Here is a 26,993-nt window from a genome sequence, read left to right on the forward strand (position 1 = left end):
CGACCTGTCGGAACGGCGTATTGCCCTGGTGGGTGTCGACCTTGGTCGACACGGTAGATCCACGCCGTGCGTGGATGACTCATTCGATATATGCAAGAAAAATCGTGTCGACCAAGGTCGACACCCACCAACAACCGCGCTGAACAACGGCCGCAGTTACCAACAGACCGCAGGGATCTATCAGAGGCGGGGCGGTGGGGGTGGACAGGACCGTTGGCGCCATGGATGGCGCCATCGAGCCCCCCAGGATGGGTTTACGGCGTGTCCCGGCCAGCCCCTCCCCCCGCCAGAACCGATATCAACAAAAGCGCCGGCAGGCGAACCCGCCGCCAGCGTTTTCATCAACTCAACTCAACCAATCCTTGCACGCGCCATCTACCTGATCGCCGCACGCCTGCTGCATCCTCTGCTGCAGCCGCGCCAGCGTCTCCGCGCCCTGGTGCTTGCCGCTCCACGTCTTCAACTGTCCTGCCAGGCGTTCGAAACGCTGGCGGGTACGCTGGTGGTAACCGGAAGGCTGCGCTTCCAGTTCGGCGATCAGCGAGGCGGTGGCCTGCTCGATGCGTGGTGCGTCGTCCGGCGCCAGCTTCAGCAGGCCCTCCACGTACAGCACGCCCCACTGCACGCGGGTGGCCGGGCCCTGCGCACCGTCGTAGGCACGCTTCAACCACTCCAGCGCACCGGCGGTGTCGCCGCGCTGCTCGGCCAGTTCGGCCAGCTCGGGCATGTAGTAGTACGGCTGTTCGCTCCGCTTCAGTTCCGCCAGCAACAGCGACTCGGCGCCTGCGTCGTCGTCGACCTGGCGTAGTGCGTAGACCGCGCTGCTGATCGTGGCCTGGCGCGCATGCGCATCGGTGGCGGCAGCGTCGGCAGCAGCCACGCGCTGCTTGACCCGATCAACCAGGGCCGCGGGCAATGCGCCCTTCGGCTGCTGCTGGCGGGCCAGCGACACTTCGGTCAACGCACGCGACAATGCGTCGTCGGCGCGGTCGCCGCGCTCGGCGTCTGCCCGCTCCAATGCCACCAGCAGCTGCTGTCCCAGCGTGTTGCTGGTGGCCGGCCCGGCACTGGCCTGCTTGACCAGCTGTACGCCTGCATAGCCCAGCAACTCACGGTTGCGGCGGACTTCGGCGGGCTGCGCCAGCACGGCCTGCAGCAGCTCGCGTACTTCGGTGGGCGAGGCATCGGGCTTTTCGGCCGTTGCCAAGGCCAGCAGGGCGAAGCGGCGCTGCAGGGCAGCGTCGGGTGCGGCCTTGGACAACTGGCGCAGCACATCCTCGCTGCTGCGCTCGCCGGCCAGGCGGTTGGCGTCCACTTCCCAGCCGTAGTCGCCCAGCACCTGCCAGTCTTCTGCGGCCAGTCGGTCCGGCGTTGCCAACGCGGTGGCCAAGGTGGCGGCAACAGCACTGCGGCGGCCTCCGGCGACGGTCAGTGCCCGGGTCAGTTCGGTGGCATCATTGCCGCCGGCCACGCGGGTGATTTCGTTGCGCTTTGGGTCCAGCACGATCAGGGTCGGATAGCCGCGTACGCCGAAGCGCTCACCCCAGGCTTGCGCACCTTCCTCGTCGCCATCCAGGTAGACGGGAACGAATTTGCTGGTCAGCGCGATGAAGGCCGGGTCCTTGAACAGGCCCGCCTTGAGCTGGTTGCACGGTGGGCACCAGACGGCGCCCCAGTACAGCAGCACCGGCTTGCCGCTGTCGGCGGCCTCGGCGAAGGCATCATCGACATCGCCCTGGCGCCAGGCGATTGCCTTGGCCGGCGCGGGCACCTCGGCGGAGTTGGCGATGGAAACCGGGGCCGGGGTGCAGGCGCTCAGCGCCGAAGCCAGCAGCAACATAGAAAGCGCGACGCGCATCGGCAGCATCTCGAAGGCCAGGGTGACAGGCCATTGTAGGAACGGCCGGGGAGCCTGCTGATTCAGTTTGCTTATGACGGGCGTGCCGCAGGGCATGACGCCCGCCGGGCATTGGCCGGCGGATGCCTTCAGGCCGCTGCCCGCACCATCTGCTGATACACCAGCCCATTGAACTCGCCGACGTCGCCGTCCAGCACGAAGCCATAGCGCAGGTAGGTTGGCACTGCATTGAGTGAGGCGCGCACGGTCAGGACCGGCTCGCGCACCTGCGGGAGCACCGCGTCGAACAAAGCATGGCCGATGCCCTGGCCCTGGTAGCCGGGATCGACGAACAGCATCGCCAGGTGCCGGCCTTCCTTCAGTTCGATCACGCCGACGACGCGGCCGTCCTGCTCGGCCACCAGGATGTGGTTGTCGCCGTGCAGGCGCGCGCCGAACGCTTCGGCCGCGGCGACGCTGCCGAAGGTGGCGATGCCGGCCGCGCTGAGCGAAGGTGCGACCGCCGCAGTGAAGGCAGCCAGGCACACCGTGCTGATCGCGGGCAGGTCATCGACGTGGGCGGGGCGGATCGTCGGCATGCAGTGTTCTTCCGGTGGTGGGCGGCGCGTCATTGTTGCCGCAGGCCTTCACGCTAAGCTGGCGGCATGAGTGATTTCAATCCCGCGTACGCTGCCTTGTTTCCGCAGCAGGGTCTGAGCCTGGGCCTGATGACGCCCGTGGCGTCGCATGGGTTGGCCGATCCACGTGAGGCGCGACGTATCGCGCGACTGGCCGATGACCTGGGCTTTGCCGCGTTGTGGACGCGCGACGTGCCGCTGATGGTGCCGCAGGGTCCGGACGCGACAACGAGCGCGTTGGACGACCCGTTCCTGTGGCTGGGCATGCTGGCTGCGGCGACCGAGCGCATCGTGGTCGGCAGCGCGGCCATCGTGCTGCCATTGCGCCATCCGCTGCAGGTGGCGAAGTCGGCCTTGAGCCTGGACCGGATCAGCGACGGCCGCTTCGTGCTGGGCCTCGGGTCTGGCGATCGGCCGGAAGAGTTCGCCGCATTCGGCGAGGATCTGCAGGGCAGGGCGGCGACGTTCCGTGAACGCTGGACCTTGTTGCGCGCGGCGTTGTCACCGGAGTCCGAAGAAAGGGTCGCGGTAGTGCAAGCCACCGGTGGCTTAGACGTACTGCCGGCCCCGGCCACGCGCATTCCGATGCTGGTGGTGGGCACTGCGCGGCAGAGCCTGCAGTGGATCGCACGCGAAGCCGAAGGCTGGGCCACCTATCACCGCGAAGAGGCCGCGCAGGAAGGGCGCATCGGCCTGTGGCAACAGGCGCAGGCGCAAGGCGCTGGGCCAGGCAAGCCGTTCGTGCAGTCGATGCTGCTGGATCTGCAGGCCGATCCGCAGGCACCGCCCGAGCCGCTGCCACTGGGCCTGAAGGTCGGCCGCGACGGCTTGCGTGACTACCTGCTGCGCGTGCATGCGCAGGGCGTGGGGCACGTGATGTTCAACCTGGTCGACAACGGGAGGCCGATGGACGCGGTGCTGCGTGAGATCGGGGAGCACGTTCTGCCATACACACTCCGGTAGGTGTCCACCTTGGTGGACACGCTCCAGCAGTCGAGCACGGCTCGACTCTACATGGCGTTCGCATCTGCGTATCATTCGCATTTGATATCCCGATGCCGGAGCCCCGCGTGACCCAACGTTCCCCCATGCACTCGACCGGACGCCTGTTCGCCGCGGTCGCTTTCATCGAGGCCGTGACCTGGGCCGGCCTGCTCATCGGCATGTGGATGAAATACGGCCCCATGACCAACGTGGCGCTGGTGAAGCTGTTCGGGCCCCTGCACGGCGTGGCCTTCCTGGTGTACGTGGCGGTCACGCTGTTTGCGGCGGTGCGCCTGCGCTGGCCGTGGTGGGCCAGTGCCCTGGCCCTGCTGGCGGCCATCCCGCCGTTGGTGACGCTGCCGCTGGAGTGGTGGTTCAAGCGCCGTGGTCTGCTGGGCCTGCGTGCAATGCGCTGAACCCACTGTTGCATGCCCATTCAAGAGAATGGGTATCAAATGCAAATACGAGCCGTTATCATTTAAGGGTGGCATCCGGTCCTGAGTGGGGCGGGTGCCGGGCGGGGCGTGCAGACGCGCCCGGCCAATCCTTTCCTGTTACGGCTGGTGTTTCATGCACGCACGTCCCGTCGTTCCCGGCTTGCCGGCGCTGGTGTTGGCTGCCCTGATCGGCACCATGGCGATGATGTCCTTCGTCGCTGTGATCGGCCCGGTGGTCCGCATGCTCGGCCTGTCCGAGTGGCATGCCGGCCTGTCGGTCACCGCCGCAGGCGTGCTGTGGATGCTGGCCGCGCGCCCCTGGGGCCAGCTCAGCGACCGCATCGGCCGCAAACGCGTGCTGATGCTGGCGATGAGCGCCTACACCGTCGTCTATATCGCGCTGGCGGTGTTCATCGATGTCGCCCTGCAGGCAGCGCCGCCGGTGCTGGTGTCAGTGCTGGTGCTGGTCGGTGCGCGTGGCCTGATCGGCCTGTTCTACGCGGCTGTGCCTCCTACCGCAGCGGCGCTGATCGCCGACAGGGCACCCACCGGACAGCGTGCAAAATTCCTCGCCCGCCTGGGCAGTGCCAACGCGCTGGGCATGGTGCTCGGCCCGGCCGCCGCGGGCTGGCTGGCCTATACGAACCTGTCGCTGGCGCTGTACGTGGCCGCGCTGCTGCCGTTGCTGGCACTGGCATTGCTGGCCTGGCGGCTGCCGGCTACACCGCCCGTGGTGGGCGCGTCCGCACAGCGCCGCACGCCGATGAGCCGCCTCGACGCGCGCCTGTGCCTGCCGCAGCTGGCAGCGTTCATCGCCATGGTCTCGGTGACTATCGCGCAGGTCACGGTCGGCTTCTTCGCAATTGATCGCCTGGGTCTGGATGCGGCGACCGGTGCGCGCATGGCCGGCATTGCACTCACCGCCGTTGGCGTCGGCCTGATCCTGGCGCAGGCGCTGGTGATGAAGCTGGAGGTGCATCCACGTCGCTGGATCGTCCTCGGCGCTCTCATTTCCGGCATCGGCTTCACTTCGGTGGCGGGCGTGCAGCAGGCCTGGCAATTGCCTGCGGCGTATGCGCTGGCTGCGTTCGGCATGGGCTTCGTATTCCCCTCGTTCCAGGCGCTGGCCGCCGATGCGGTAGAGGCGCACGAGCAGGGCGCCGCCGCAGGCACCGTGGCGGCCGCGCAAGGGCTGGGCATGGTGGCCGGTCCGATGCTCGGCACGCTGTTGTATCGCGGCGGGCCAAGCCTGCCTTACCTGCTGGTGGGCGCGCTGCTGCTGTTGCTGTGCGCGCTGGCCGCAGCGCATCGGATGAAGGAGACCCCATGAACGATTCCCTGATGCAGGGCGCGTGGCCGGAGGCTGCGCCAGCACCACAGGAGAGCACCGACGACGCGTCGCTGTTCCTGCTGCAGCATGCCGGCCAGCACGTGCACGCCCGCGGTTGCCGCGCCACGTTGCCAGCCGGTGCACTGGCGACGTTGGCAGAACGCGTTTCGGAGTTCTTTGCCCAGCAGCGTGGCGGCCCGGGCCTGCTGGTTGGCGCGGTGCCGTTCGAGCCGCGTGCCGACGATGCGCTGTACCAGCCCGAGCGCCTGCTGCCGGCGCTGGCACTGCAGCCGCAGGCCGCACCGCCGCTGGACGGCGCCCTGCGGGCCGAACCTGTGCCGCAGGACTATGCCGCTGCAGTCGCTGCGGCAGTGCAGGCCTTGCGTGCGCCCGAGCAGAACCTGCACAAGGTGGTGCTGGCGCGCAGCCTGCTGGCACGCACCCGCCAGGCGCTTTCTCCGGACGTGCTGCTGGCACGCCTGGGCGCGGATCCGTCGGTGGCGACCTACGCGGTGCCGCTTCCGGTGGAGCTGGGCCAGGCACCGGCATGGCTGGTCGGTGCGACGCCGGAGCTGCTGCTGCGCAAGCGCGGCGCCGAACTGTTGTCGCATCCGTTGGCGGGTTCCGCGCGGCGCAGTGCCGATGCCGCCGAGGACGAGCGTGCGGCGCAGGCGCTGCTGGCCTCGACCAAGGACCACGACGAGCACCGCCACGTGGTCGAAGCCATCGTCGAGGGCCTGGCACCGTACTGCAGCCACATCGATGCACAGCCGCGCCCGGTGCTGCATGCCACCGCCAGCATGTGGCACCTCGGCACCCGCATCCACGCCACCCTGAAGGTTCCGCAGACATCGGCGGCCGAGCTGTTGGCACAGCTGCATCCCACGCCGGCGGTCTGCGGTACGCCGCGGTTGGCGGCGCTGCAGCGCATCCGCGAGCTGGAACCTGTACCGCGTGGCTTCTATGCCGGCGCCGTGGGTTGGTTGGACGCGCAGGGTGACGGCGACTGGTACGTGGCGATCCGCTGCGCGCGCCTGCAGGGCACGCAACTGCGCCTGTATGCCGGTGCCGGCATCGTCGCCGAGTCGCACCCCGAGGCCGAGGTGGCTGAAACCGCAGCGAAGTTTGCTGCCCTGTTGAACGCGCTGGGTGTCCATGAATCCGCGCCCGCCATCGAGCCTGCCGCATGAATGCTTCCGTTGAATCCTCCCGCCTGCCACTGCAGCAGGTGTGGCCCGACGCGCTGGTGGCGCGCTATCGCGAGGCCGGTCACTGGCGTGGCGAGACCTTCCCGGCGTTCCTGCGCGACCGTGCAGAACGCTATGCCGATGACATCGCGGTGGTCGCCGGCGACGTCCGCCTGAGCTATGCACAGCTGTGGCACGAGGCCGGGCGGATCGGCGCCGGCCTGTTGGCGCTGGGCCTGCAGCCAGGGGGGCGGGTGCTGGTGCAGCTGGGCAACACGGCAGGCTTCATCACCACGGTCTGTGGCCTGTTCCGTGCCGGGCTGGTGCCGGTGTACGCGTTGCCGGCGCACCGCATCACCGAGCTGGTGCACTTCGCCAGCAAGGCCGAAGCCAGTGCCTACATCACCACGGCACTGCACGACGGCTTCGATCACCGCGGGCTGGCGCGGGCGCTGCAGGCCGAGGTCCCGGCGGTTCGCCATGTGGTGATCGACGGCGATGCGGCGGAGTTCGTCGCGCTGGAGGCGCTGCAGGGCGATCGCAGCCAGCTGCCGGTCGATCCGGACCCGCAATCGGTAGCGTTCCTGCAGATTTCCGGAGGCAGCACCGGGCTGTCCAAGCTGATTCCGCGTACCCACGACGACTACATCTACTCGTTCCGCGCCAGCAATGACCTCTGCGGCATAGACCGCGACAGCGTCTACCTGGTCGCGCTGCCGGCTGCGCACAACTTCCCGATGAGCTCGCCCGGCTTCTTCGGCGCGCTGTACGCCGGTGCCCGCGTGGTGCTCAGCCCCGGCCCCGGACCGGATGCGGCCTTCCCGCTGATCGCACGGGAGCGGGTGACCTGCTGTGGCCTGGTGCCGCCGCTGGCGTTGCTGTGGGCGCAGGCCGCCGCCACCAGCAGGCATGACCTGTCCAGCCTGCAGGTACTGCAGGTGGGCGGCGCCAAGCTGGTGCCGGAAGCCGCGCGGCGGGTGATCGACGGCCTCGGCTGTACCTTGCAGCAGGTATTCGGCATGGCCGAAGGGCTGGTGAACTACACCCGCCTGGATGATCCGGAAGAACTGATCGTGGCCTGCCAGGGGCGACCGATCAGTCCGGATGATGAAGTGCGCGTGGTCGATGACCATGACCAGCCGGTGGCCGAGGGCGAGGTGGGGCATCTACTCACCCGTGGCCCGTACACCATCCGTGGCTACCACAACGATGCGGTGGCCAATGCGCGCTCGTTCACCGACGACGGCTTCTATCGCACCGGCGACCGTGTGCAGCAGCTGCCCGGTGGCTATCTGGTGGTACAGGGCCGTGCGGGTGACCACATCAACCGCGCTGGCGAGAAGATCTCCGCTGAGGAGATCGAGGACCACCTGCTGGCGCACCCGGGTGTGTTCGACGCCGCCGTGGTCTCCATTCCCGATGAGTATCTGGGCGAGCGCAGCTGTGCGTTCGTGATCGCGCAGGGCGAGCCGTTCAAGGCCCCGGCACTGAAGGCCTGGATGCGCGGGCGCGGCCTGGCGGCGTTCAAGGTGCCCGACCAGGTCGTGTTCGTCGAAAGTTTCGATACCACTGCGGTCGGCAAGATCAGCCGCCGCGAACTGCGCGCGCAATTGCGTGCGCGTCATCTGCAACAGACAGGAGGAACGCGCTGATGGCGCTGCCCCGTATCACCGATTATCCCTTGCCGACTGCCGCCGAACTGCCGCAGGCGCGTGGCCCGTGGCGCCCGCAGCGCGCTCGTGTCGCGCTGTTGGTGCACGACATGCAGCGTTACTTCCTGGCCGCCTTCGACGCCGGTAATGCACCGCTACGGCCGGCCGTGGACAACATCGCACGGCTGCTGGCGCACTGCCGCGCGCACGGCATTCCGGTGTTCTACACCGCCCAGCATGGTGACCAGGATCGCCGTGACCGTGGCCTGCAGGCCGATCTGTGGGGGCCGGGCATGCGCCGCAGCGCCGACCACGAACCGATCATCGAGGCGCTGGCACCGCAGCCAGGCGAGCACGTGCTGGTGAAGCACCGCTACAGCGCCTTCCAGCGCAGCAACCTGGAGACGCTGATGCGGGTACGTGGGCGCGACCAGCTGCTGGTGACCGGCGTGTACGCCCATATCGGCTGCACCGCGACCGTGGTCGAGGCCTTCCAGCGTGATATCGAGGCCTTCATCGCCGCTGACGCGGTGGCGGACTTCTCGCGTGCCGATCATGATCAGGCGCTGCACTGGATCGCACGCACCAGCGGGGTGCCGATGACCACCGACCAGCTGCTGGAGGTGCTGTGATGGCTGCCACGGGTGAGGTGCTGGATTTGGAGCGGATGCGTGCCGATGTGGCGCGCGTGCTGGAGTGCACACCGGCAGAGATCGGTGACGACGACAACCTGATCGACCTGGACCTGGATTCGATGCGCATGCTCGGCCTGGTCCTGGCCTGGGGCAACACCGGCCTGCCGCTGGAGTTCTCGCAGTTGGCCGAACACACCACGCTGCGCCAGTGGTGGAACGTGGTGCAGACGCTGCAGGCCGCGCAGAACGCATGAACGCCGCCGCGCTGGCCACGCCGGTGGCATTGACCGAGGCCCAGGCGGGACTGTGGTTCGCACAGCGGCTGGCACCCGACAACCCGTCATTCAATACCGCGCACGCGGTGTGGATCGATGGCCCGCTGGACGTGGCCGCGTTCGTCGCAGCGGCAGACCAGGCTGCAGGCGAGGCCCAGGCCTTAGCACTGCGCTTTGCCGAAGGGGCCGATGGCCAGCCGCTGCAGTGGCATGACCCCGCACACGTGCCGTTGCTTTCGGTGCGTGATGTGTCCACCGAGACGGATCCCGCCGCTGCGGCACGCAACCTGATGCACGCCGACCGGCTGAGCCCGGTCGATCCCACCCGCGACCGGATCAGTCAGCAGGTGCTGCTTGAGCTGGGTGGGCAGCGCTGGGTCTGGTACCTGCGTGTGCATCATCTGGCCACCGATGGCTATGGCATGGCGCTGTTCACTGATCGCATGTGCGCGTTGTATGCCGGTCGTATGGGTGAGCCACTGCCGGGGCTGGCGGGCGTGCTGGCCGACGATGCTGCTTATCGTGCCGACCCGCGCCGCACGCAGGCCGGGCAGTGGTGGCGCGAGCACATGCAGGGGGCACCGGCGGGCGTCGGTCTGGCCGGTACGCTCGCGGCCAGTGACGACGCGCTGCGCTGGGTGCAGCCGCTCGATGCGGCATTCCGTGAGCAGTTGCTGCAGGCATCGGTACGTTGGTTGCAGCCCTGGCCAGACGTGCTGGCCGCGTTGTCGGCCGAGTACCTGCGGCGGATGAGCGCGGCCGATGAAGTGGTGCTGGGCGTGCCCTACATGGGCCGGCTCGGCAACGCGTCGGCGCGGGTGCCGGCGATGGTGATGAATGTGTTGCCGCTGCGCGTGGCCGCCGGCGAGGGCAGCGTCGAGACCTTTACCCGCAGCGTGGGCCGGCAGCTCAGCCAAGGGCGCAAGCACGGCCGTTACCGAGGCGAGCAACTGCGCCGGGATCTGGGCCTGGTGGGCGCGCAGCAGCGCCTGCACGGTCCCATGGTAAATGTGCAGCCGTTCTACAAGCCGCTTGCGCTGACGGGCGTGCAGGCGACGCTGGAGGTGCTGTGCACCGGGCCGGTGGATGACCTGACGCTGGGCTTCCGTGGCGATGGCCAGCGTCTGCTGGATCTGGAGATCGAGGCCAATCCCGCGCTGTACAGTCGCGAGGATGTCGAGGCACACGCGGCACGGTTGCTGCATTTCGTGTCGGCGGCACTGCAGGCTGACGATATCGCAGCCGTACCTCTGGCGACGACCGACGAGGTGCAGCAGGTGCTGCACGGTTTCAATGCCACCGCGCACGCGCTGCCGGAGACGACCCTGGTCGAGCTGCTGCAGCAGGGCATGGATCGGGACCCGCACGCGCCGGCACTGGTGTTCGGCGACACTACGCTGGACTACGCAACGCTGGAAGCGCGCAGCTTCGCGCTGGCGGCACAGCTGCGGGCAATGGATGTCGGCCCGGGCAGCGTGGTGGCGGTGGCATTGCCGCGCTCGCTGGAGCTGGTGATCGCTCTGGTCGCGGTGCTGCGAGCAGGCGCGGCCTACCTTCCGCTGGACCTGGCCCATCCCGATGAGCGGCTGGCACGTATTTTCGCGTCGGCACAGCCGGTGTGCGTACTGGCTGCGGCGGACGTATCGGTGCGCGTGGCCGGCGTACCGGTGCTCGCGCCGGAGCAGTGGACTGCGCTGAGTTTTGCCGCACCGTGGGCCGATCCGGCACCTGACGATGCGGCCTACGTGATCTATACCTCCGGCTCGACCGGCGAGCCCAAAGGCGTGGTCATCGAACACCGTGCCATCGTCAATCGCCTGCTGTGGATGCGCGAGCACTACGACATCCGCGCCGATGACCGCGTGCTGCAGAAGACCCCGGCCACCTTCGACGTCTCGGTCTGGGAGTTCTTCCTGCCGCTGCTGTGCGGGGCCACGCTGGTGGTCGCCGGGCCGGACGCGCATCGCGATCCCACTGAACTGGCGCGGCTGATCCGCGAGCATGGCATCACCACGGCGCATTTCGTGCCATCGATGTTGGATGCCTTCCTCGCTGCACCGGCCTCCGAAGGGCTGCAGCTGCGACGGGTGTTCACCAGTGGCGAGGCGCTGGATGCTTCGTCCCGCGACCGCTTCCACGCGCGTGTGCACGCCGAGCTGCACAACCTGTATGGCCCGACCGAAGCTGCGGTGGACGTCAGCTACTGGCCGGCGTCGGCGCAGGATCGTTCGCGGCCGGTGCCGATCGGGTTCCCGGTCTGGAACACCCGCCTGTACGTGCTGGACGCCCGGATGCAGCCGGTGCCGGTGGGCGTGCCCGGTGACCTGTACCTGGGTGGCGTCCAGCTGGCGCGTGGCTATCTCGGTCGCGATGATCTGACTGCCGAACGTTTCATTGCAGATCCGTTCCGGGCGGGCGAGCGTATCTACCGCACCGGCGACGTAGCCCGTTGGCGCCGCGATGGTGCGGTCGAGTATCTCGGCCGCAGCGACCACCAGGTGAAACTGCGCGGCCTGCGCATCGAACTGGGCGAGATCGAGGCGGCACTGCGCGAGCTGCCTGGCATGGAGCGGGTGGAAGTGCTGCTGCGCCAGGATGCTCCCGGCGAAGTGCGTCTGGTGGCGTATCTGCCGACCGCGCTTGCCGATGCCGTAACGCTGCGCAGCCACCTGGCCACGCGCGTGCCGGACTATATGGTGCCCTCGGCATTTGTCGGCGTGGACCACTGGCCGGTGACCGCCAACGGCAAGCTCGACCGCAACGCGTTGCCGAAGCCACCGCAACTTGAAGTTGCCGGCTTGGCGCCGCGCACGCCGTTGGAACAGGAGCTGGCGTTGTTGTTCGCCCAGGCGCTTGGGCGTGAGGCGCCGGTGGCAGTGGATGCAGATTTCTTCAGTCTCGGCGGTGATTCGCTGTCGGCGGTGCACCTGCTGCTGGCGATCGAGCAGCGCTGGCGCTGCGATCTGGGTCTGGGTGCATTGTTTGCGCAGCCCACCGTGGCCGCGCTGGCGGTTCGTATTGCCGAGCCTCCCGCGCTGGCCGATCACGCACTGGGGCCGGTGATCGCATTGGCCGCAACCGACGCCGCCGGGCCCACGCCGCTGTTCGTGCTGCATCCGGCCGGGGGGATCGCCTGGAACTACCGCACCCTGGCCCGGGCACTGCAGCCGGCACGCCCGGTGTACGGCCTGCAGTCGCCGGCACTGGACGCCCGGCAGCCGCTGCCGAGCAGCATCGAGGCGATGGCCAACGACTACGTGCAGCGCGTGGTCGCACTACAGCCGAAGGGGCCAGTGCATCTGCTGGGGTGGTCGGTAGGTGGCATCCTCGCCCAGGCGATGGCGGTGCGCCTGCATGAAATCGGCCGCGACGTCGGCGAGCTGGTGCTGCTGGACGCGTATCCCAGCGAGTGCTGGCGGGCCGAACCGGAACCCGATCCCATCGCCGCATTGCGGGCATTGCTGGCGATTGCCGGCCACGATCCGGATGCGCATCCGGAACTCGACAGCCGTGAACGCATTCTGGGGTTCCTGCGCCGTGGCGGCAGTGCACTCGGCAGCCTGCCGGATGTGGTGCTCGATGGCGTGGTGCGCGGGGTGACCGGCACCAATCGACTGATCCGCGAACATATTCACCAACCGTTCGACGGCACGCTGGTGCACGTCCGTGCGGGTCGGGATCATCAGGCGCGGCCACAGCTGCAATCGACGTTGTGGCGGACCCACGCGCGCAGGGTGCAGGCGCTGGAACTGCCGTTCCTGCACGCCGAACTGACCGGCCGCGATGCGGTGGCGCAGCTGGCGCCGTGGTTGTCGGCGCGGCTGCGCCACTGGGATGAGCAACAGGAGATCGCAACATGCAGTTGACCGGTTTCGACGGCCGCGTGGCGTTGGTTACGGGTGCATCCGGCGGCATCGGCGAGGCGTTGGTACGGCTGTTGGCCGAGGCCGGCTGCACGGTGGTGGCGACCGATCGCGAGACGCCGCGCGTGGCCGATACCCGGGTGAAGTCGCTCGCACTCGATGTAACCGACAGCGCCGCCGTGGACGCCTTGGTGGATCAGGTCGAGTCCAGCATCGGGCCGATCATGCTGGCCGCCAGCGTAGCCGGCGTACTGCATGTGGGCGGCGTCACCGGGACCACCGACGACGACTGGCGCCGGGTGTTTGCAGTCAATGCCGATGGCGTGTTCCATGTCGGAAGGGCGTTGGCGCGGGTGATGTCACCGCGTCGGCAGGGCGCGATCGTTACCGTCAGCTCGAATGCGGCCGGTGTACCAAGGCACGGCATGGCGGCCTATGCGGCCTCCAAGGCCGCCGCCACGATGTTTACCCGCTGCCTCGGGCTGGAACTGGCGCCGCTGGGCATCCGCTGCAACATCGTTGCCCCGGGTTCAACACTGACCCCAATGCAGACCGGCATGTGGCTGGACGAGCATGGTGCCGAGCGGGTGATCGCCGGCAACCTTGAAACCTACAAGGCCGGCATTCCGCTGCGCAAGCTGGCCACCCCGGAGGACATCGCGCACTCGGTGATGTTCCTGCTCTCCGAACAGGCCGGGCATGTGGCGATGAGCGACCTGTATGTGGACGGCGGCGCCACCCTGCGTGGGTGAGCTTTTGTAGAGCCGAGCCCATGCTCGGCTGTTCCTTCAGAGATACGGATGCCTGAAGGAAAAGCAGCCGAGCATGGGCTCGGCTCTACAACAAACAGCGGGTTGATCCGGTAGCGGCGGGCCAAGCCCGGCGACGATTCAAGGCAGGGTCAGGCGGTACACCAGCACGCGGTTGTCGTTGTCGTACGGGCTGTCGCAGGCCTGGCCCTGCATGCGGCAGTGGCGGGCGATGAAGTCGTTGTCGTTGCCGATCAGCAGCAGTACGCCGTTCGGGTGCTGCGGGTCGAGCGCCGGCAGCACGTCCATGGCTTCCCACTTCTCTGACAGCAGTCCGGCATGTGGGCCGCGCTTTGTGTCCAGGTCCAGCCCGGCACGGGCCAACTGCGGGCGGTCCAGCAGGTTCAGCAGTTCGTCGCTGCGTGCTGGCATGATTTCCGGCTTCAGCGCGGTGTCGGTCGGGTCGGCCAGAACCGAGGCCGTGCCGGTTTCATAGGCACTTTCGGCCAGGTTGGTGGCATCGGCCACATCGACCAGCAGCACCGACTTGTAGACGATCGGGTCGTCGCCGTCCTTGCCCAGCCCGTTTCCGTCGCGGGCCAGCAGCAGAAAGCGATGGCCATCCAGCGCGCGCAGCTCGCTCTGCGCCGCGGTTCGGTCCAGCTTGCCCTTGCCGTCGTGCGCGTAGGCAGGCAAAGCCATCACGTAATGGCCGATCGGCTGCTGTGGCGTTGGCGAGGCCGTCACGTCGTAGACCAGCACGCGGGTGTTGATGCGGCCCGCCGCGTTGCCCTGCGCGCTGTCCTGCAGCGTCGCGCTCTGCAGGGCGACGAACAGGCGGCTGCCGTCGGGTGACAGGCCCATGCCTTCCACGCCCTGGTTGTTGCGTCGGCCGGTCTGCGGTGGCGCCAGCGAACCGAACGCCGGCTTGCCGTCGCGCTGCGGACGGATCGCGGGTGGTGCCACGATCACACCCTGCACCTGGCCCTGCGCATCGAAGTAGTAGACGTTGGCGGTGTACTCGTCGCCGATATAGAAGTGGCCATCTGCGGTGAACTGCAGTGACTCAGCATCCAGCGAGACCTTGCCCGCACCGGCGCCGCTGGCCGGCGAAGGCAGCACCACCTGGCGCTGGGTGACCGTGTGGTCGCCCGGGTCGGCACCGGTGAACGGCTGCCCGTTGAAATCCTTCAGTACCACACCCTTGTCGGGCGCCATCGTCAGCGTGCCAAGCTCGGACTTGCCCGGGGAAACGTCGATGCGCAGCTGCATGCGCTCCACGCGGCCGGTGTAGTCGTAGAACAGGCCAGCCCCGGGATCGTTGCGGCCGCGGTCGGGCAGGGTCCACAACACGCCTTCGTAGCCGTTGGCAGTGCGCTTCCAGGTGCCGGGCTGCACCGCCAGCGACGAGAACGATCCCAGCGTGTCGCCCAGGAAGTCCACCGTGCCCGCCGACAGCCGCCCGGCGGCGACCAGGCCTTTGTCCACATAGCTGCGACCGCCCAGCTGCAGGGTGCGCGGCGCTGCGCCCGTCGCCTCATGCGGAGCGGAGTATCCGCTGGCGGAGAGAGTGGCCATCAGCAGGGCGGTCGTGAGCATCAGTGGACTCCGGACGGTCAATCAGAAGCGAAGGTCGATCGTACCGAACACCTGGCGTGGTGCCGAGGCATGGAACACGTACAGTTTGCCGGCCGGGTCGCTCGGGGCGAACACGCTCGAATCCAGGTTGCTGGCATAGCGCTTGTTGGTCAGGTTGGTCACGTTGAACGACACGCGCATGCCCTTGGCGAAGCCGACCTGGCCGAAGTCATAGCCACCGGCCAGATCGAACACGGTAAAGCCGCCGAAGCCCTGGTCGTTGGTGTAGGTGTAGAAGCGTTCGCCGGTGTACTTGCCGCGCAGGCTGGCGAACCAGACGTTGTCGCGCCAGGTGATCTCGGTGGCCAGCAGCTGCTTGGGTGTATCGGTCTGGATCTTGCCCTTGATCTGCTGCTCGACGCCGGCCTGCACGTAGTTCGACGCATAGGTCGAGCGGTTCAGCGAGGCCGAGGTGTACCAGCTGAAGTGCTCGTTCGGGGTCCACAGCACGGTCAGCTCGGCACCACGGCTGTCGACGCCGCCCACGTTGTAGAAGCGGTTGCCGCAGGTCGGGCCGACCGGCTGCCGCGAGTCGCAGGGGTTGTACTGCAGCAGGCGGTTGTCGAAGCGCACGCTGTAGGCCGCGACCGAGGCCTGCAGGGTATCGGTGACGAAGCGGTAGCCGGCCTCCAGCGAGCGGGATTCTTCCGGCTTCAGGTTGCCCTGCGCGTTCCAGGTGGCCTGGCTGACTGCCTGCGGGCCCAGCTTGAAGCCGCCCTGGAACATGGCGATGTTCTCGGCGTAGCTGGCGAAGATTTCGTGGTGCTCGGCCAAGCGGAAGTTGGCGCCGATGCTGGGCAGGAAGTTCTTGCTGGCCTTCAGCGAGCCGGTGGCGAACTGGTTGTTGGAGGTCGGCGAGATCGGCGTCTTCGCGTCGCCCGGCAGGGCCTGCGCATCGGAGGTGGCATGCGGGCTCTTGGCACCGAACTCCAGGGTCAGGCGATCATCGAGCAGGCGCCAGGTGTCCTTCAGGAAGAACTGGTGGGTCTTCCAGCGCGTGCGCTGGGCGAACACGCCGACGTCGGAGGGCAGGGTGTTCATGCCACTCAGGTCGCGCGGGCCGTCCACGGCGGTCTGGTAGCGCTCGGCGCTGCTGGTGTTGCGCTCGTACCAGACGCCGCCCTCGATGCGGTGCGCGCCCAGTTCCCAATCGAACGACAGCGTGCCGCCATCGCGGTCGATGGTATAGATCGTGTTGCGGAAGATGATCGGGATTTCCTGCGCGGTGCCCTTGTTCGACCACGCGCCGCTGTTCCAGTTGTGGCCTTCGCCGCGGTCGTCGTGGTGGTAGGCCAGGGCACGCAGGCTGAAGCCATCGGCCAGGAAGAAATCGCCGGCCAGGTAGTACAGGTTGTCATCGCGCAGGATCTGCCCGGCGGTGAACGCACCGTCGGCATCCTTGTCCGGGCCGCTGCTGTCGCACTTCTTCGCGTTGAAGCTGGCGGTATTGCAGTAGGCCTTGGCCACGGCCTTGTTCCAGTCCGGCGCATAGCCGCCCCAGTCCCAGCCCAGCCCGCGCGACATCTCGTCCTTGGACAGGTAGAAGTAGTCGGCCTGGGTGGTACGTGACGTATCGACGAAACCGGTGATCTGGCCGCGGTCGAAGTTCCACACGCCCTTGGCGTTGAACTGCTTGGTGGTGGATCTGTTGTAGGCGGTCTGGTCGTTCCACAGATCGGAGACCGCGTTCATGCCGGAAACGTAGCCGGAGAAGCCGTTGTACTCGCCGCTGTCCACACGCACGAAGGTGCGGCGGTTGGCATCGCTGCCGAAGGTCTGCACCACGCGGCCGCCGAGTTTCTGGGCCGGGCGGTCGGAGGTGTACGAGATGGTGCCACCGAGGTTGCTGGTGGACGGCGTGCCGAGGCTGCCGATACCCACGGCCAGTTCGGCGCCGGCCATGTTCTCGCTGATCAGCGCACGGTTGATGGTCAGGCCGTTGTAGTTGTTGTACGCGCCATCGCCCAGCGGCACGCCATCCAGCGTGTAGCCGAGGCGGGTGGAGTTGAAGCCACGCAGGCTGAGGGTCATCGACTGCTCGTTGGTGCCCAGCGCATCGGCCGACTGCGCGTTGACGCCCGGCAGCAGGTTCAGGGTCTTCTGCAGGCTGGTCCCCGGCGGCAGGATGTCGAGGTTCTCGCGGGTGATGCGCTGCACCTGGCGCGCTTCACCGCTGCCGATCACCGAAACCGCATCGAGGTCGGTGGCGGACGTGCCATGGGAGGTCGGGGCAGCATCCTGTGCCCAGGCCGCGGGAGCAAGCGCGATCGACAGCGCGGCGGCCAACAAAGTCTTCGTCATGTTGCAGACACTCAGGCAGGCACGAGCCACCGCGCTGGCGCGGAGCTCATGGAATTGAAAAGGGGAGACAAGCGATGCGACTGCAGGCGCTGCACGCGCCGTGGGCCCACGTGAAAATGGTGCGCTAGACAGATGACTGTCTGGTGACACCGCTACACGCGTGGCATGCCGGAGCATGCATTGATATATGCCAACCTTGGTTGGCATGCGCGGCGTCGTTGGTGGAACGCCAACCAAGGTTGGCGTCTACGGGGGCGCCGAACGAGGTCGGCGTCACTGTGCGATCAACCCGCGTTGCGCGGCTTGCGCGTGCGCTTCGGCTTTGCGGTGTCACCACTGCTCACGGCACCGTCCTGCAGCGCCTGCAGCCAGGACAGGGTGTCCACGTAGTCGATGAAATGGCGCAGGTAACCTGGGCTGGTGGCCTGCATCGTGTCCAGCATGCGCTGCACCAGCACCGCCGAGTTCAGCGGGCCGCCGTCAGCCGGAGCCTCGGCGCGCAGCGAGCGGCGCACCTGCAGTTCGCTGCGCAGTTCCGACCACTCGCGCTGTACCTGCTGCAGCATCGGCACCTGCGGGTAATGCGGCAGCGACCGCGACCCCGCATCGAGGTCACGCACCAGTGCGCGCAGTCCTTCGAGTGCTGGCGGCTTATTTGGCATCCGTGGCCTTGGGCTTGGGAATCGGTGCGATCTCCACGCGACGGTTGCGTGCACGGCCTTCCTCATTGGCGTTGGAGCTGACCGGCTGCTCGCTGCCGAACGCGGCGGCGAACACGGCGTCGGCCGGTACGCCATCGGCAATCAGGGTGCGGGTCACGGTCAGCGAACGCTGCGCGGACAGCTCCCAATTGTCGGCGAAGCGGCGGTTGCCTTCGCGCACCGGCGCATCATCGGTGAAGCCGCTGACCATGAGGATTTCTTCGCGACTGCCCAGATAGGCGGCCAGCGGTGCCGCCAAGCTGCGCAGCAGCTCCTGGCCTTCCGGCTGCAGCTGGTCGGAGTTGAGCGCGAACAACACGCTGCCGCTGATGCCGATGCGGCCGTCGACCAGCGTCACGCGACCGGCAGCCAGCGGGCCAGCCAGTGCCTGTTCGAGCGTCTGCAGGCGCTTGGCTTCGGCCTGGCGCTGCTTCACTTCCTGGTCCAACCGCTGCGACAGCTCCAGCTGCACCGCGACCACACCCACCAGGATCAGCACGAACGCACCCAGCAGCACCGACATCAGGTCGCCGAAGGCGGCCCAGATCGGGGCGTGTGAGCCGCCATCGACCTCCAGCTCGTCGCTCATGCGCTGCCGGCCTTGCCGCGGCGCGTGGCCAGCTGCTGCAGTTCTTCCATCACCTGCTTCTGCGACAGCAGGCTGAGGTCGACCACCTCGCGCGCCTGTGCCACGTAGTAGGCCAGCTGCTCATCACTGCGGGCCAGCGAGGCATCCAGTGCGCTGCCAATCTGTTCCAGGCGGCCGGAAAGCTCGGTGGAGGCACTGCCGAACTGCGCGACCGCTTCACCAAAGGTGCTGGCCAACTGGCCCACTTCACCGGCGCTGCCGTTGAGCGCTGCGGCGATGCCGTCCAGCTTCCCGGTCTCGGCGGCGATATGGTCGGTGAAGCGGTTGCCGACGCGCTCCAGCAGCTCGGCCGATCCGCCGACCAGCGCGTCCACGGCGGTGCGCTGCTCGTGCGAGGCATGGTTGATCGCATCGAGCAGGGTCTGCACGGTGGCCAGCAGGCGACCGCGTTCTTCCAGCATTGCGTTGTCACGCACCAGGCTTTCAGAGAGCGTGCTGCGCAGTTCGTTGATGACGTCGGCAGCGGCCTTCGGCGCGGCTGCCGCGGTCTGCAGCAGGGTGGAGACTTCGGCCAGCGTTGCGCTGGCCTGTGCACGACCGTTCTCGCCGATCTGCTGTGCGGTCGCCGCCAGCGTGTCGCAGACCTGCTGCTGCTGCGCAGCCAGGCGCTCGCCATTGACCTGCAGGCGCTCGGCCAGCTCGGCGGAAACGTGCTGCAAGGCATCGCTCCAGCGTTGCAGGCGCTGTTCGTCGCCGGCCTGCAGCTGCGCATGCAGCGCGGCGTGGGCTTGCTGCAGTTCGGCGCTGACCGCGTCCCAGCGCGCCTGGCGCTGCTGCTCGCGAGTGTCCAGGTTGGCCTGCAGTTCGGCGTGCGCAGCTGCGGCGGCAGCCTGGGCGGCCTGCCACTGCTGCGAGCGCTGCTGTTCGTGGTCCTGCAGCAACGACTGGCTGGCGTCGTGACGCTGCTCCAGTGCCCGCAGCAATGCCTGCGCATGCTCGTCCAGCTGCTGACCGGCCGCCAGCAGCGCCTGCTGCTGGCGCTCGACCAGCGCGCTGTTCAGTGCCTGCTGCTGCTCGATGGCGGCGCGCCAGGCCTCGGCGTTGCCGTTGGCATCGACCTGCAGGCGCTCGCCGATGCGCGCGACCAGTGCTTCGGCCTGCGTGCCCTGGCCATCGCTGAAGGCCTGCAGGTGCTGGCGCAGATCGTTCACCAGGGCCTGCTGTGCCTGGCTCTGTTCACTCACCACCTTGGCCCAGCTGGCTTCGGTCGCAACGCGGCTGCGCTCGAAACCGTCGCTCAGGCCAGCCAGCTGCTGCTGCACGGCCTGCTCGACGCGGGCGTGCAGTGCTTCGCTGTGACGGGCCAGGCCAGCCAGCGTGGTCTCGGCCATCGGCTGCAGCGCACCGCCGATGGCGGCGGCGCTGGCTTCGGCGCCTTCGCGCAGCGACTGCTGCAGCGAGACCGCCAGACGCTCCTGCAGCGCCTGGCTCTGGGTCAGGAATTCGGCCTGGCCGGCCAGCAGGCGCTCGTTGGCGGCCGTGCTGTGCTGTTCAAAGGTCTGTGTCATCGCCTGTAGGCGGTCGACCAGTGCCGGCAGCGCGGCGGACTGTGCCTGCAGCAGGCGCAGCGACTCGGCGCGCTGCCAGGCCTGCGAGTAGGGATGCAGGTCGCCTGCAATGGCCCGGTCCAGCTGCTGCACGGCCTGCAGCCGATCCCGACGCAGCAGCGCCGCCAGCAGGCCGAGCATGGCCGAGCTGGCCACACCGGCGATCGAGGTACCGAATGCCACCGCCAGGCCCTGCACCGGCGAGGCCAGCGAGCCGCGGATGGCGGCCATGTCGGTCGCGCTCTGCAGGGCCAGTCCGGTGCCACGCAGCGTGTCCATCATGCCCAGCAGGGTACCGAGCATGCCCAGCAGCACCAGCAGGCCGACCAGGTAAGGGGTCAGCACCGGTGCGGGCAGGGCGGTGCGCTCGCCCTCCACGCGCAGGCGCACGGCGTTGCGCAGGCCTACCGGCACGCGCTCCAGCCAGGGGGCGAGGCTTTCCTTCGCGCTGGACAGGTCGTTCAGTGCGGCGCGCAGGCCGTTGCTGGCCTGGCGGTAGCGGTACAGCTCCACGCCACCGGCGATGTAGCAGGCCGCGATGATCGCCGCCACCGCTGCACCCAGCGGATGCACCGAAACGTAGCCAATGCCGATCCAGCACACGGCCAGCAGGCCGACAAGGAAGACAACGACATGGAAAGCAGTTCTGGACATGGTGTTCCGGTCAGTGGGAGCGCAGGGCGTCTTGCAGCCCTTCGATCGGGTGGAAGCGCAGCTGCAGCTCGGCGAGCAGCAGCGTGCGCATGTCATGGCGGAAGGCCGTGCGCCAGCCGGGTTGGCCGTGCACGCGTTCAAATCGGGCGCCGAGCACGGCCGGCGCAGTGGCCAGCAGGCTGTGCTCGCGCGGGGTGAGGGTCTGTTCCATCACCGCATCGACCTCGGCCAGCCGCGCCAGCTCGGGCGAAACCTGTACCAGCTGGTCGCGCAGGCGGCCGCGCAGGCGGCCCGTGGCGGTCTGGATGGCCTGCTGCAGTACCCGGTAGCGCTGGCGCAGCGAGGCGAAGTTGGGTGCGGCGGCAGCTTCGGCCAGGTCCAGCAGGCGCTCGGCCTCGGCATCCTCACTGATCGAGGCGAGCAGGCTGGCGTGCGCCTGGGCGCAGTCGGCCAGTACATCCTCGACCGCTTCGGCGGCTTCACCGGGCTCGGGCAGGCGTCCGCCGAGCGCCCCGGACAGGGCCACGGCACGGCTCCAGTCCACCCACTGGCCGAGGCGATCGGTCAGGGCGGGACTGGTGGCCGGCATCGCGCCGTCGCTGAGACGGGCGAGCAGGCGGAGGAACTCCGGTCCACCGAGGACCGGCTGCGCTGCGTTCGCCATCAAGGGGTGAGGGGCCAAAAACCATTGATTTTACAACCAGATGACCCCGGTTGGATGAAGGCGGGGCGGGGCGGGGGCGCCCGCAGGCGCGACAAGGCTTAGAATGTCCGGCTGCACCCATCCCGTTCGACCCCTGGAGTTCCCCAATGACCGTTGCGCAGTTCTACCCGATCGGCACCCCCGGACAGCCCTGGGGCGACGCGGAACGCGCACAGTGGCGGGCCCGCCAGCAGCGCCGGCGCAGCTACCACGACGACGTGGTGGCCGCGCTCGAGCGCCTGGACGACAGCTTCGATGTGATCCAGTACGGCCAGCTGGACTATGCGCCGGACCATTACCCGCTGTTCGCCGTGGTCAACCACGACTGGAACCCGGCGCTGCCGACCGCGCTGATCACCGGTGGCGTGCATGGCTACGAGACCAGCGGCGTGCACGGTGCCCTGCAGTTCCTGGAGCAGCAGGCGGAGCGTTACCTGGGCCGGCTGAACCTGATCGTGGCGCCGTGCGTCAGCCCGTGGGGCTACGAGCGCATCCAGCGCTGGAACCCGGACGCCATCGACCCCAACCGCAGCTTCCGTGACGGCGGCCAGATCGTGGAAGCCGCCGCCCTGATGGCCTGGGTGGCCGAGCGCAAGCCGAACCTGCTGGTGCACCTGGACCTGCACGAGACCACCGACAGCGACCTGCAGGAGTTCGATCCGGCGCGTTGTGCCCGCGACGGCAAGCCATTCGAGCGCGACACCATTCCGGATGGTTTCTACGTGATCGGCAACAGCGAAGATCCGCAGGCCGAGTTCCAGAAGGCATTGATCACCGCCGTGGCCCCGGTCACCCATATCGCCCCGGCCGATGCCGAAGGCAACCTGGTCGGCCTGCCGCTGCAGTCGCCGGGCGTGGTCTGGGGTGAATCGCGTTCGATCGGCGCCTGCGCCGGCTTCACCGACGCGCGCTTTGCCACCACCACCGAGGTCTACCCGGACAGTCCGCGCACCAACCCGCAGGAATGCAACGACGCCCAGGTGGCGGCGGTGTGTGCGGGCCTGGATTTCGCCCTGGCGGCGCAGTAGCGCGCCACGTTCCGGGCAGCGACCGGCATCAGCCGGCGCCTTTCCTTGGCCGGTGAGGTGGCCACAGCCGGCGAAGCCGACGCGCGGCAACCTGCGAACACATCCAGATCGTGCTGGTACACCCCGCTGTTGACCGCGAACAGGCCCAGCAGCGAGTGGAAGAGGTTGTCGTGGCTGTGCGCCCGGTGCAGGGCATTCTGGTGCAGGCAGGCCAGGTCCAGGCCTGCGTTGCGGCTGAATTCCGGTGAGAACCACATCACCATCGGCACCTGGGTCTGCTCGCGCGGGGCGATGAAGTAGGGCGTGCCGTGCAGGTACATCCCGCGTTCGCCCAGCGACTCGCCATGGTCGGACACATAGATCAGTGCGACATCACGCTGGTCCGCATAGCCCTGCAGCAGGTCGATGGCCTTGCCCAGCAGGTGGTCGGTGTGGACCAGAGTGTTGTCGTAGGTGTTGACCAGCGCCTCATTGCTGCAATGCTGGATCTGGTTGCTGTCGCAGGTCGGGCTGAAAGCCCGCGACGCTGCGGGATACCGTTCAAAGTAGGTCGGCCCATGACTGCCGAGCTGATGCAGCACGATCAGGGCGTCGCCGTTGATGGCATCGATGCGTGCGCCCAACTGGTGCAGCAGCACGTCGTCGTAGCAGGTGCCGTCGGCGTTGACGCACTGGCCGGCCACCTTCAGCGCAGGCATGTCCTCGGTCGATACGCGTTCGCACACGCCCTTGCAGCCGCCGTTGTTGTTGTTGCGCCAGAGCACGCTGATGCCGGTGCGCTGCAGGATGTCGAGCACGTTCTCCTCGGTTGCGGCGCGCACGTCGTCGTACTGGCCTCGGGTCATCTGCGAGAACATGCACGGCACCGAGATGGCCGTGGCGGTCCCGCATGAGGAGACATCATTGAAGCTGATGACGCCTTCCTTGCGCGAGAGCCGGGGATTGGTCGCGCGTGGGTAGCCGTTGAGCTGGAAGTTCTGTGATCGCGCGGTCTCGCCGACGACCAGGATCACCAGCTTCGGGCGCGGGCCCGGCGCGCGCCGTGCGTCCATGCCAATCGCGCGCAGCGGTTGCTGGCGGGTGCTGTAGAGGCTCTTCAGGTAACCGTGGGTATGCCGCACCACGTTCAACGGCAGCACCTGGTCGCGGATGTAGCGGTTGTTGCGAAGCAATGACGAATAGTCCTTGTAGAACGCAAAGCCGATCGCCAGCAGCACCATCATGGATACCAGGACGTTGACTGGCCACACCAGGAACGAACGTATCGAGCCCGCCCCGCTGGCGGTGCGCATCAGGACCAGCCCGGTCGCGGGCAGCCCGCCCAGCGCCAGCAGGGTCAACAGCAGTGGCAGCGACAGATAGGCGTTCAGTTCAGCCTGGTTGGTCCCGAACACGTTCTGCACCATGCTGCGATCGATCAGCACGTTGTAGTGCAGCATGAAGTAGCTGCAGGCGGCGCTGACGACAACGAGCAGCACCAGCAGCGGCCTGCGCAGGAACGGCAGTGCCAGCAGTGGCGTCAGAAGCAGGTTGAACAGGCAGAAAAGCACCACCGGCAAGCTGGCCAGGAACAGCACGCTGCGCAGGCTGTTGAGGTCGATCAGCCCCCACAGCGTCTTCCAGAGGGCGATGTTTCCAATCGTGGTGAAGAACAGTGCGGTGGCCCAGACCAGAACGATCGGATGGGGCCGTGGAAAACGGCGGCGTTGACGCACGAGCAGGTTCCGTGGAGCGGGAGTGCGCGCAGTATCGAAACCGCTTTATCAGGAAGTTGTCAGGTTGGGCGGACTAGCCCAGCAGGATCACGCCCCACACCGCGCCCACCATCAACAGTGCGGTGGTCTGCGCGGCGCTGCCCATGTCCTTTGCGTTCTTGGACAGTGGATGCCGTTCCAGTGAGATGCGATCGACCACTGCTTCGATCGCCGAGTTGAGCAGTTCCACCAGCAGGCTGATGAAGCAGACCGCCAGCACCAGCGCCCGTTCGAGCTTGCTGATGTCCAGCACGAACGCTGCAATGATCAACAGCGCGTGCAGAAGCAGCAGTTGGCGAAAGGCCGCCTCGCCGCGGAAGGTGGCGATGAAACCATCGCGCGAATGGATGAGGGCGTGGAAGATGCGGCTCAGGCCGCTCTTGCCGTGCGGGTACTTGCCGCTGTCCTTGGGGTGCTGCATGCCGTTTCCGCCGTGAAGTGAGCAATCCCCAGCATGTGCAGGCGCGCGTCAGGAAACCGTCAGATGGGCCACTCCAGTCTGAACCGGCAGCCCTGCTGCGAGGAACGCACCGTCATTCTCCAACCCAGGTGCTCGACGATGCGCTGCACGATGGACAGCCCCAGTCCCTCGCCACTGTGCGGGCTGCCGGGCACGAAGCGCTGGAACTGCTGTGGGTCGATACTGGAGGGCAGGCCGGGTCCGGTGTCGGCGACGGTGAGTGCGGTGTCGTGGAGGGTGATCCTCACTTCGCCCCTTTCGGTGTACTGGCAGGCGTTGCGCAGGAGGTTCCAGATCACGCTGTGCGCCAGATCTGCGTTGGTGTCCAGCACGGCGTCATGCCGGGCATCAAACGCAACGATCACCGGCTTGCCGGAAATCCACGGCTGGCAGCGCTCCATGCAGGATTCGATCAGCGGGCGCAGGGCCACCTTGTTGCGCGGCACGGTACTGGGGGCGCGTGAGAGCAGCAGCAGGCAGGTCAGCTGGCGCTGCATCTCCTGGGTGGTGCGCAGGATGCGCTCCGCGCTGGGAACCAGGTGGCTGTCGGCCGGAAGCTGGCAGGCGAGCGTCTCCGCAGCGCCGCCGATGATGGCCAGCGGCGTGCGCAACTCGTGGCTGGCATCGCCGCTGAAGCACTGTTCGCGATGCAGGAACCGTTCGAGCTCGTCACTGTGTCGGGCGAAGGCGCGGGCGAGTACACCGATCTCATCGCGCGCGTCCTGGTAGGGAAAAGGCTTCTGGCCGTCCTGCACCGCGTCCGCCAATCGCGTGATGGGTGCGATGACGTGCGTCGCTACCTTGCGGCCGATCAGGAAGGCGCCGAGCACGCAGATCGAAATGACCAGTGCCGCAAAGGCGTTGATCAGGTGTTCCAGATAGCCATAGTGCGCCGCATCCTGCAGCAGGTAGTAGCGCTGGTCGCCGTTGTTGAAGACGCTCAGGTGCCACTCGTTGGGCGCCTCTTCGCCGTGATGGCCCGGGCCGTACTGGCGCAGCACGACAGGCGCGTCATGGGCATCGAACAGCTGGGTCCCCGGTGGCAGGGCGGGGCGTTGGCCACGAGCCAGCGCGGCCTGCAGCCTTTCCACTTCACCGTGCTGGGTCCGCGCGACGACAGCAGCCCGGACCTGGTCGTAGTCGACCTGTTCGGCCAGAACGATGAAACCCATGGCACCGGCCATCAACAGCACGAACGAGATCGTGATGCGGGCACGCAAGCTCAGGCGGCGGTAGAGGGAGGCAGGGCTCACGCCTGCATGCGCCAGCCGACGCTGTGCACCGTGGTGATCAGCGCGGCGTCGAAGCTGCGGTCCACCTGCAGGCGCAGCTCATGGATGTGTGTTCGCAGCGCGCCGCTGTCCGGTGGCTCGTCGCCCCAGACCAGGTATTCCATCTCCTGCTTGCGCACCACGGCGGGCGCCGCGCGCACCAGGCACATCAGCAGCTTGTGCGACGTGGGTGTCAGCGCAATGCAGCGGCCTTGCCGCCAGGCCTGCGGCGAGCGCGTGTCCACCTGCAGATCCTTCCACGCCAGCACGCTCTGGACCTGGCGGCCCTGGGCGCGTCGTATCAGGGCCTTGATCCGCGCATCCAGTTCCGTCAGCGAAAACGGTTTGACCAGGTAGTCATCCGCGCCCAGGGCCAGGCCCTGCACGCGGTCTTCGACCGGATCGCGCGCGGTCAGCATCAGGATCGGTACCGGGTTCTGGAACTCCTGGCGCAGCTTCTGGCACAGCGTCATGCCGTCCAGCCGGGGCAGCATCAGGTCCAGCAGGATGGCGTCGTAGTCGTGCTGCGTGGCCCGGCGCAGTCCGCTGGCGCCGTCGCGGGCGTCGTCCAGGACGTAGCCCAGCGGTTCAAAGAAGGCATACAGATTGGCAACCAGCTCGGGGTTGTCTTCGATGATCAGCAGGCGGGTCATGGCGTGCGTCCTTGCGCGTGGCCGAACTCTGCCCGATCTCTTGCCGG

22 protein-coding genes are annotated in these 26,993 nt (G+C 67.7%); 10 read left to right on the forward strand and 12 right to left on the reverse strand.

Annotated elements, in window-relative coordinates:
• Window positions 1–346 precede the first annotated feature (346 nt).
• Together ARC63_RS14985 and ARC63_RS14990 are read right to left on the reverse strand one after the other, a co-directional pair.
• Window positions 347–1,867, reverse strand: coding sequence for a thioredoxin family protein (locus ARC63_RS14985; protein WP_057503677.1), 1,521 nt, complete (start codon window positions 1,865–1,867; stop codon window positions 347–349).
• A gap of 119 nt (window positions 1,868–1,986) precedes the next feature.
• Window positions 1,987–2,436 carry a GNAT family N-acetyltransferase gene (locus ARC63_RS14990; protein WP_010485217.1) on the reverse strand — a complete coding sequence of 150 codons (450 nt, stop codon included), beginning with the start codon at window positions 2,434–2,436 and terminating at the stop codon, window positions 1,987–1,989.
• 66 nt (window positions 2,437–2,502) lie between these two features.
• On the opposite strand from ARC63_RS14990, the gene ARC63_RS14995 reads away from it, so the two are divergent.
• From ARC63_RS14995 to ARC63_RS15035, 9 genes are all read left to right on the forward strand, one after another.
• Window positions 2,503–3,438 carry a TIGR03571 family LLM class oxidoreductase gene (locus ARC63_RS14995; protein ID WP_057503678.1) on the forward strand — a complete coding sequence of 312 codons (936 nt, stop codon included), beginning with the start codon at window positions 2,503–2,505 and terminating at the stop codon, window positions 3,436–3,438.
• A 125-nt stretch (window positions 3,439–3,563) separates the two neighbouring features.
• Complete coding sequence (locus ARC63_RS15000; RefSeq protein ID WP_057503679.1) at window positions 3,564–3,875, forward strand: DUF3817 domain-containing protein; 312 nt, start codon at window positions 3,564–3,566, stop codon at window positions 3,873–3,875.
• 154 nt (window positions 3,876–4,029) lie between these two features.
• Entirely contained in the window at window positions 4,030–5,226 is a 1,197-nt protein-coding gene (locus ARC63_RS15005) for an MFS transporter (protein ID WP_057503680.1), read from the forward strand.
• Complete coding sequence (locus tag ARC63_RS15010) at window positions 5,223–6,416, forward strand: isochorismate synthase (RefSeq protein ID WP_057503681.1); 1,194 nt, start codon at window positions 5,223–5,225, stop codon at window positions 6,414–6,416. Before ARC63_RS15005 ends, ARC63_RS15010 begins: the two co-directional genes overlap by 4 nt.
• On the forward strand, window positions 6,413–8,065 hold the full coding sequence (locus ARC63_RS15015; RefSeq protein WP_057503682.1) for a (2,3-dihydroxybenzoyl)adenylate synthase: 1,653 nt from the start codon (window positions 6,413–6,415) through the stop codon (window positions 8,063–8,065). The genes ARC63_RS15010 and ARC63_RS15015 overlap by 4 nt, the downstream gene beginning before the upstream one ends.
• Window positions 8,065–8,697 (forward strand): isochorismatase family protein, encoded by a 633-nt coding sequence (locus tag ARC63_RS15020; RefSeq protein ID WP_019337843.1) that lies wholly within the window; start codon window positions 8,065–8,067, stop codon window positions 8,695–8,697. Before ARC63_RS15015 ends, ARC63_RS15020 begins: the two co-directional genes overlap by 1 nt.
• The gene (locus ARC63_RS15025) at window positions 8,697–8,954 is read left to right on the forward strand and encodes a phosphopantetheine-binding protein (protein ID WP_046986169.1); all 258 of its coding nucleotides are present in this window, start codon (window positions 8,697–8,699) and stop codon (window positions 8,952–8,954) included. The genes ARC63_RS15020 and ARC63_RS15025 overlap by 1 nt, the downstream gene beginning before the upstream one ends.
• Window positions 8,951–12,841: an enterobactin synthase subunit F gene (locus tag ARC63_RS15030; protein WP_057503683.1), complete on the forward strand. Its 3,891-nt coding sequence runs from the start codon at window positions 8,951–8,953 to the stop codon at window positions 12,839–12,841. The genes ARC63_RS15025 and ARC63_RS15030 overlap by 4 nt, the downstream gene beginning before the upstream one ends.
• Entirely contained in the window at window positions 12,832–13,590 is a 759-nt protein-coding gene (locus ARC63_RS15035) for a 2,3-dihydro-2,3-dihydroxybenzoate dehydrogenase (RefSeq protein ID WP_010485235.1), read from the forward strand. The genes ARC63_RS15030 and ARC63_RS15035 overlap by 10 nt, the downstream gene beginning before the upstream one ends.
• 138 nt (window positions 13,591–13,728) lie before the next feature.
• Here ARC63_RS15035 and ARC63_RS15040 read toward each other — a convergent pair whose 3' ends face one another.
• From ARC63_RS15040 to ARC63_RS15065, 6 genes are all read right to left on the reverse strand, one after another.
• Entirely contained in the window at window positions 13,729–15,186 is a 1,458-nt protein-coding gene (locus ARC63_RS15040; RefSeq protein ID WP_057503684.1) for an esterase-like activity of phytase family protein, read from the reverse strand.
• Window positions 15,187–15,207: 21 nt separating this feature from the next.
• Window positions 15,208–17,526: a TonB-dependent receptor gene (locus ARC63_RS15045; RefSeq protein WP_057503685.1), complete on the reverse strand. Its 2,319-nt coding sequence runs from the start codon at window positions 17,524–17,526 to the stop codon at window positions 15,208–15,210.
• Between the two features lie 284 nt (window positions 17,527–17,810).
• The gene (locus ARC63_RS15050; RefSeq protein ID WP_057503686.1) at window positions 17,811–18,188 is read right to left on the reverse strand and encodes a DUF2894 domain-containing protein; all 378 of its coding nucleotides are present in this window, start codon (window positions 18,186–18,188) and stop codon (window positions 17,811–17,813) included.
• Complete coding sequence (locus tag ARC63_RS15055; protein WP_049480903.1) at window positions 18,178–18,816, reverse strand: OmpA family protein; 639 nt, start codon at window positions 18,814–18,816, stop codon at window positions 18,178–18,180. Before ARC63_RS15055 ends, ARC63_RS15050 begins: the two co-directional genes overlap by 11 nt.
• A complete protein-coding gene (locus ARC63_RS15060) occupies window positions 18,813–21,077 on the reverse strand; it encodes a DUF802 domain-containing protein (protein ID WP_057503687.1) in 2,265 nt (754 codons plus the stop codon). The genes ARC63_RS15055 and ARC63_RS15060 overlap by 4 nt, the downstream gene beginning before the upstream one ends.
• A 10-nt stretch (window positions 21,078–21,087) precedes the next feature.
• Complete coding sequence (locus ARC63_RS15065; RefSeq protein ID WP_010485248.1) at window positions 21,088–21,741, reverse strand: DUF3348 family protein; 654 nt, start codon at window positions 21,739–21,741, stop codon at window positions 21,088–21,090.
• Window positions 21,742–21,887: 146 nt separating this feature from the next.
• Here ARC63_RS15065 and ARC63_RS15070 point away from each other — a divergent pair, with 146 nt between their 5' ends.
• Entirely contained in the window at window positions 21,888–22,808 is a 921-nt protein-coding gene (locus ARC63_RS15070; protein ID WP_043396360.1) for a M14 family metallopeptidase, read from the forward strand.
• Here ARC63_RS15070 and ARC63_RS15075 read toward each other — a convergent pair.
• The 4 genes from ARC63_RS15075 to ARC63_RS15090 form a co-directional block, all read right to left on the reverse strand.
• The gene (locus ARC63_RS15075; protein WP_057503688.1) at window positions 22,712–24,523 is read right to left on the reverse strand and encodes a phosphoethanolamine transferase; all 1,812 of its coding nucleotides are present in this window, start codon (window positions 24,521–24,523) and stop codon (window positions 22,712–22,714) included. The two genes, ARC63_RS15070 and ARC63_RS15075, sit on opposite strands and share 97 nt — an antisense overlap.
• Window positions 24,524–24,596: 73 nt before the next feature.
• Window positions 24,597–24,983 carry a diacylglycerol kinase gene (locus tag ARC63_RS15080; protein ID WP_057503689.1) on the reverse strand — a complete coding sequence of 129 codons (387 nt, stop codon included), beginning with the start codon at window positions 24,981–24,983 and terminating at the stop codon, window positions 24,597–24,599.
• 59 nt (window positions 24,984–25,042) lie between these two features.
• The gene (locus ARC63_RS15085) at window positions 25,043–26,275 is read right to left on the reverse strand and encodes a HAMP domain-containing sensor histidine kinase (RefSeq protein WP_057503690.1); all 1,233 of its coding nucleotides are present in this window, start codon (window positions 26,273–26,275) and stop codon (window positions 25,043–25,045) included.
• Window positions 26,272–26,946 carry a response regulator transcription factor gene (locus tag ARC63_RS15090; protein WP_057503691.1) on the reverse strand — a complete coding sequence of 225 codons (675 nt, stop codon included), beginning with the start codon at window positions 26,944–26,946 and terminating at the stop codon, window positions 26,272–26,274. Before ARC63_RS15090 ends, ARC63_RS15085 begins: the two co-directional genes overlap by 4 nt.
• Between the last annotated feature and the right edge of the window lie 47 nt (window positions 26,947–26,993).

The sequence above is a fragment of the Stenotrophomonas geniculata ATCC 19374 = JCM 13324 genome (assembly GCF_001431625.1).
Classification (GTDB): domain Bacteria; phylum Pseudomonadota; class Gammaproteobacteria; order Xanthomonadales; family Xanthomonadaceae; genus Stenotrophomonas; species Stenotrophomonas geniculata.

Coding starts and splice junctions, on each gene's coding strand:
- ARC63_RS15040 (WP_057503684.1), bottom strand. CDS start 15,186: ATGCTCACGACCGCCCTGCTGATGGCCACTCTCTCCGCCAGCGGATAC.
- ARC63_RS14990 (WP_010485217.1), bottom strand. CDS start 2,436: ATGCCGACGATCCGCCCCGCCCACGTCGATGACCTGCCCGCGATCAGC.
- ARC63_RS15005 (WP_057503680.1), top strand. CDS start 4,030: ATGCACGCACGTCCCGTCGTTCCCGGCTTGCCGGCGCTGGTGTTGGCT.
- ARC63_RS15060 (WP_057503687.1), bottom strand. CDS start 21,077: ATGTCCAGAACTGCTTTCCATGTCGTTGTCTTCCTTGTCGGCCTGCTG.
- ARC63_RS15045 (WP_057503685.1), bottom strand. CDS start 17,526: ATGACGAAGACTTTGTTGGCCGCCGCGCTGTCGATCGCGCTTGCTCCC.
- ARC63_RS15035 (WP_010485235.1), top strand. CDS start 12,832: ATGCAGTTGACCGGTTTCGACGGCCGCGTGGCGTTGGTTACGGGTGCA.
- ARC63_RS15055 (WP_049480903.1), bottom strand. CDS start 18,816: ATGAGCGACGAGCTGGAGGTCGATGGCGGCTCACACGCCCCGATCTGG.
- ARC63_RS14995 (WP_057503678.1), top strand. CDS start 2,503: ATGAGTGATTTCAATCCCGCGTACGCTGCCTTGTTTCCGCAGCAGGGT.
- ARC63_RS15050 (WP_057503686.1), bottom strand. CDS start 18,188: ATGCCAAATAAGCCGCCAGCACTCGAAGGACTGCGCGCACTGGTGCGT.
- ARC63_RS14985 (WP_057503677.1), bottom strand. CDS start 1,867: ATGCTGCCGATGCGCGTCGCGCTTTCTATGTTGCTGCTGGCTTCGGCG.
- ARC63_RS15080 (WP_057503689.1), bottom strand. CDS start 24,983: ATGCAGCACCCCAAGGACAGCGGCAAGTACCCGCACGGCAAGAGCGGC.
- ARC63_RS15025 (WP_046986169.1), top strand. CDS start 8,697: ATGGCTGCCACGGGTGAGGTGCTGGATTTGGAGCGGATGCGTGCCGAT.
- ARC63_RS15070 (WP_043396360.1), top strand. CDS start 21,888: ATGACCGTTGCGCAGTTCTACCCGATCGGCACCCCCGGACAGCCCTGG.
- ARC63_RS15010 (WP_057503681.1), top strand. CDS start 5,223: ATGAACGATTCCCTGATGCAGGGCGCGTGGCCGGAGGCTGCGCCAGCA.
- ARC63_RS15090 (WP_057503691.1), bottom strand. CDS start 26,946: ATGACCCGCCTGCTGATCATCGAAGACAACCCCGAGCTGGTTGCCAAT.
- ARC63_RS15020 (WP_019337843.1), top strand. CDS start 8,065: ATGGCGCTGCCCCGTATCACCGATTATCCCTTGCCGACTGCCGCCGAA.
- ARC63_RS15000 (WP_057503679.1), top strand. CDS start 3,564: ATGCACTCGACCGGACGCCTGTTCGCCGCGGTCGCTTTCATCGAGGCC.
- ARC63_RS15065 (WP_010485248.1), bottom strand. CDS start 21,741: ATGGCGAACGCAGCGCAGCCGGTCCTCGGTGGACCGGAGTTCCTCCGC.
- ARC63_RS15015 (WP_057503682.1), top strand. CDS start 6,413: ATGAATGCTTCCGTTGAATCCTCCCGCCTGCCACTGCAGCAGGTGTGG.
- ARC63_RS15030 (WP_057503683.1), top strand. CDS start 8,951: ATGAACGCCGCCGCGCTGGCCACGCCGGTGGCATTGACCGAGGCCCAG.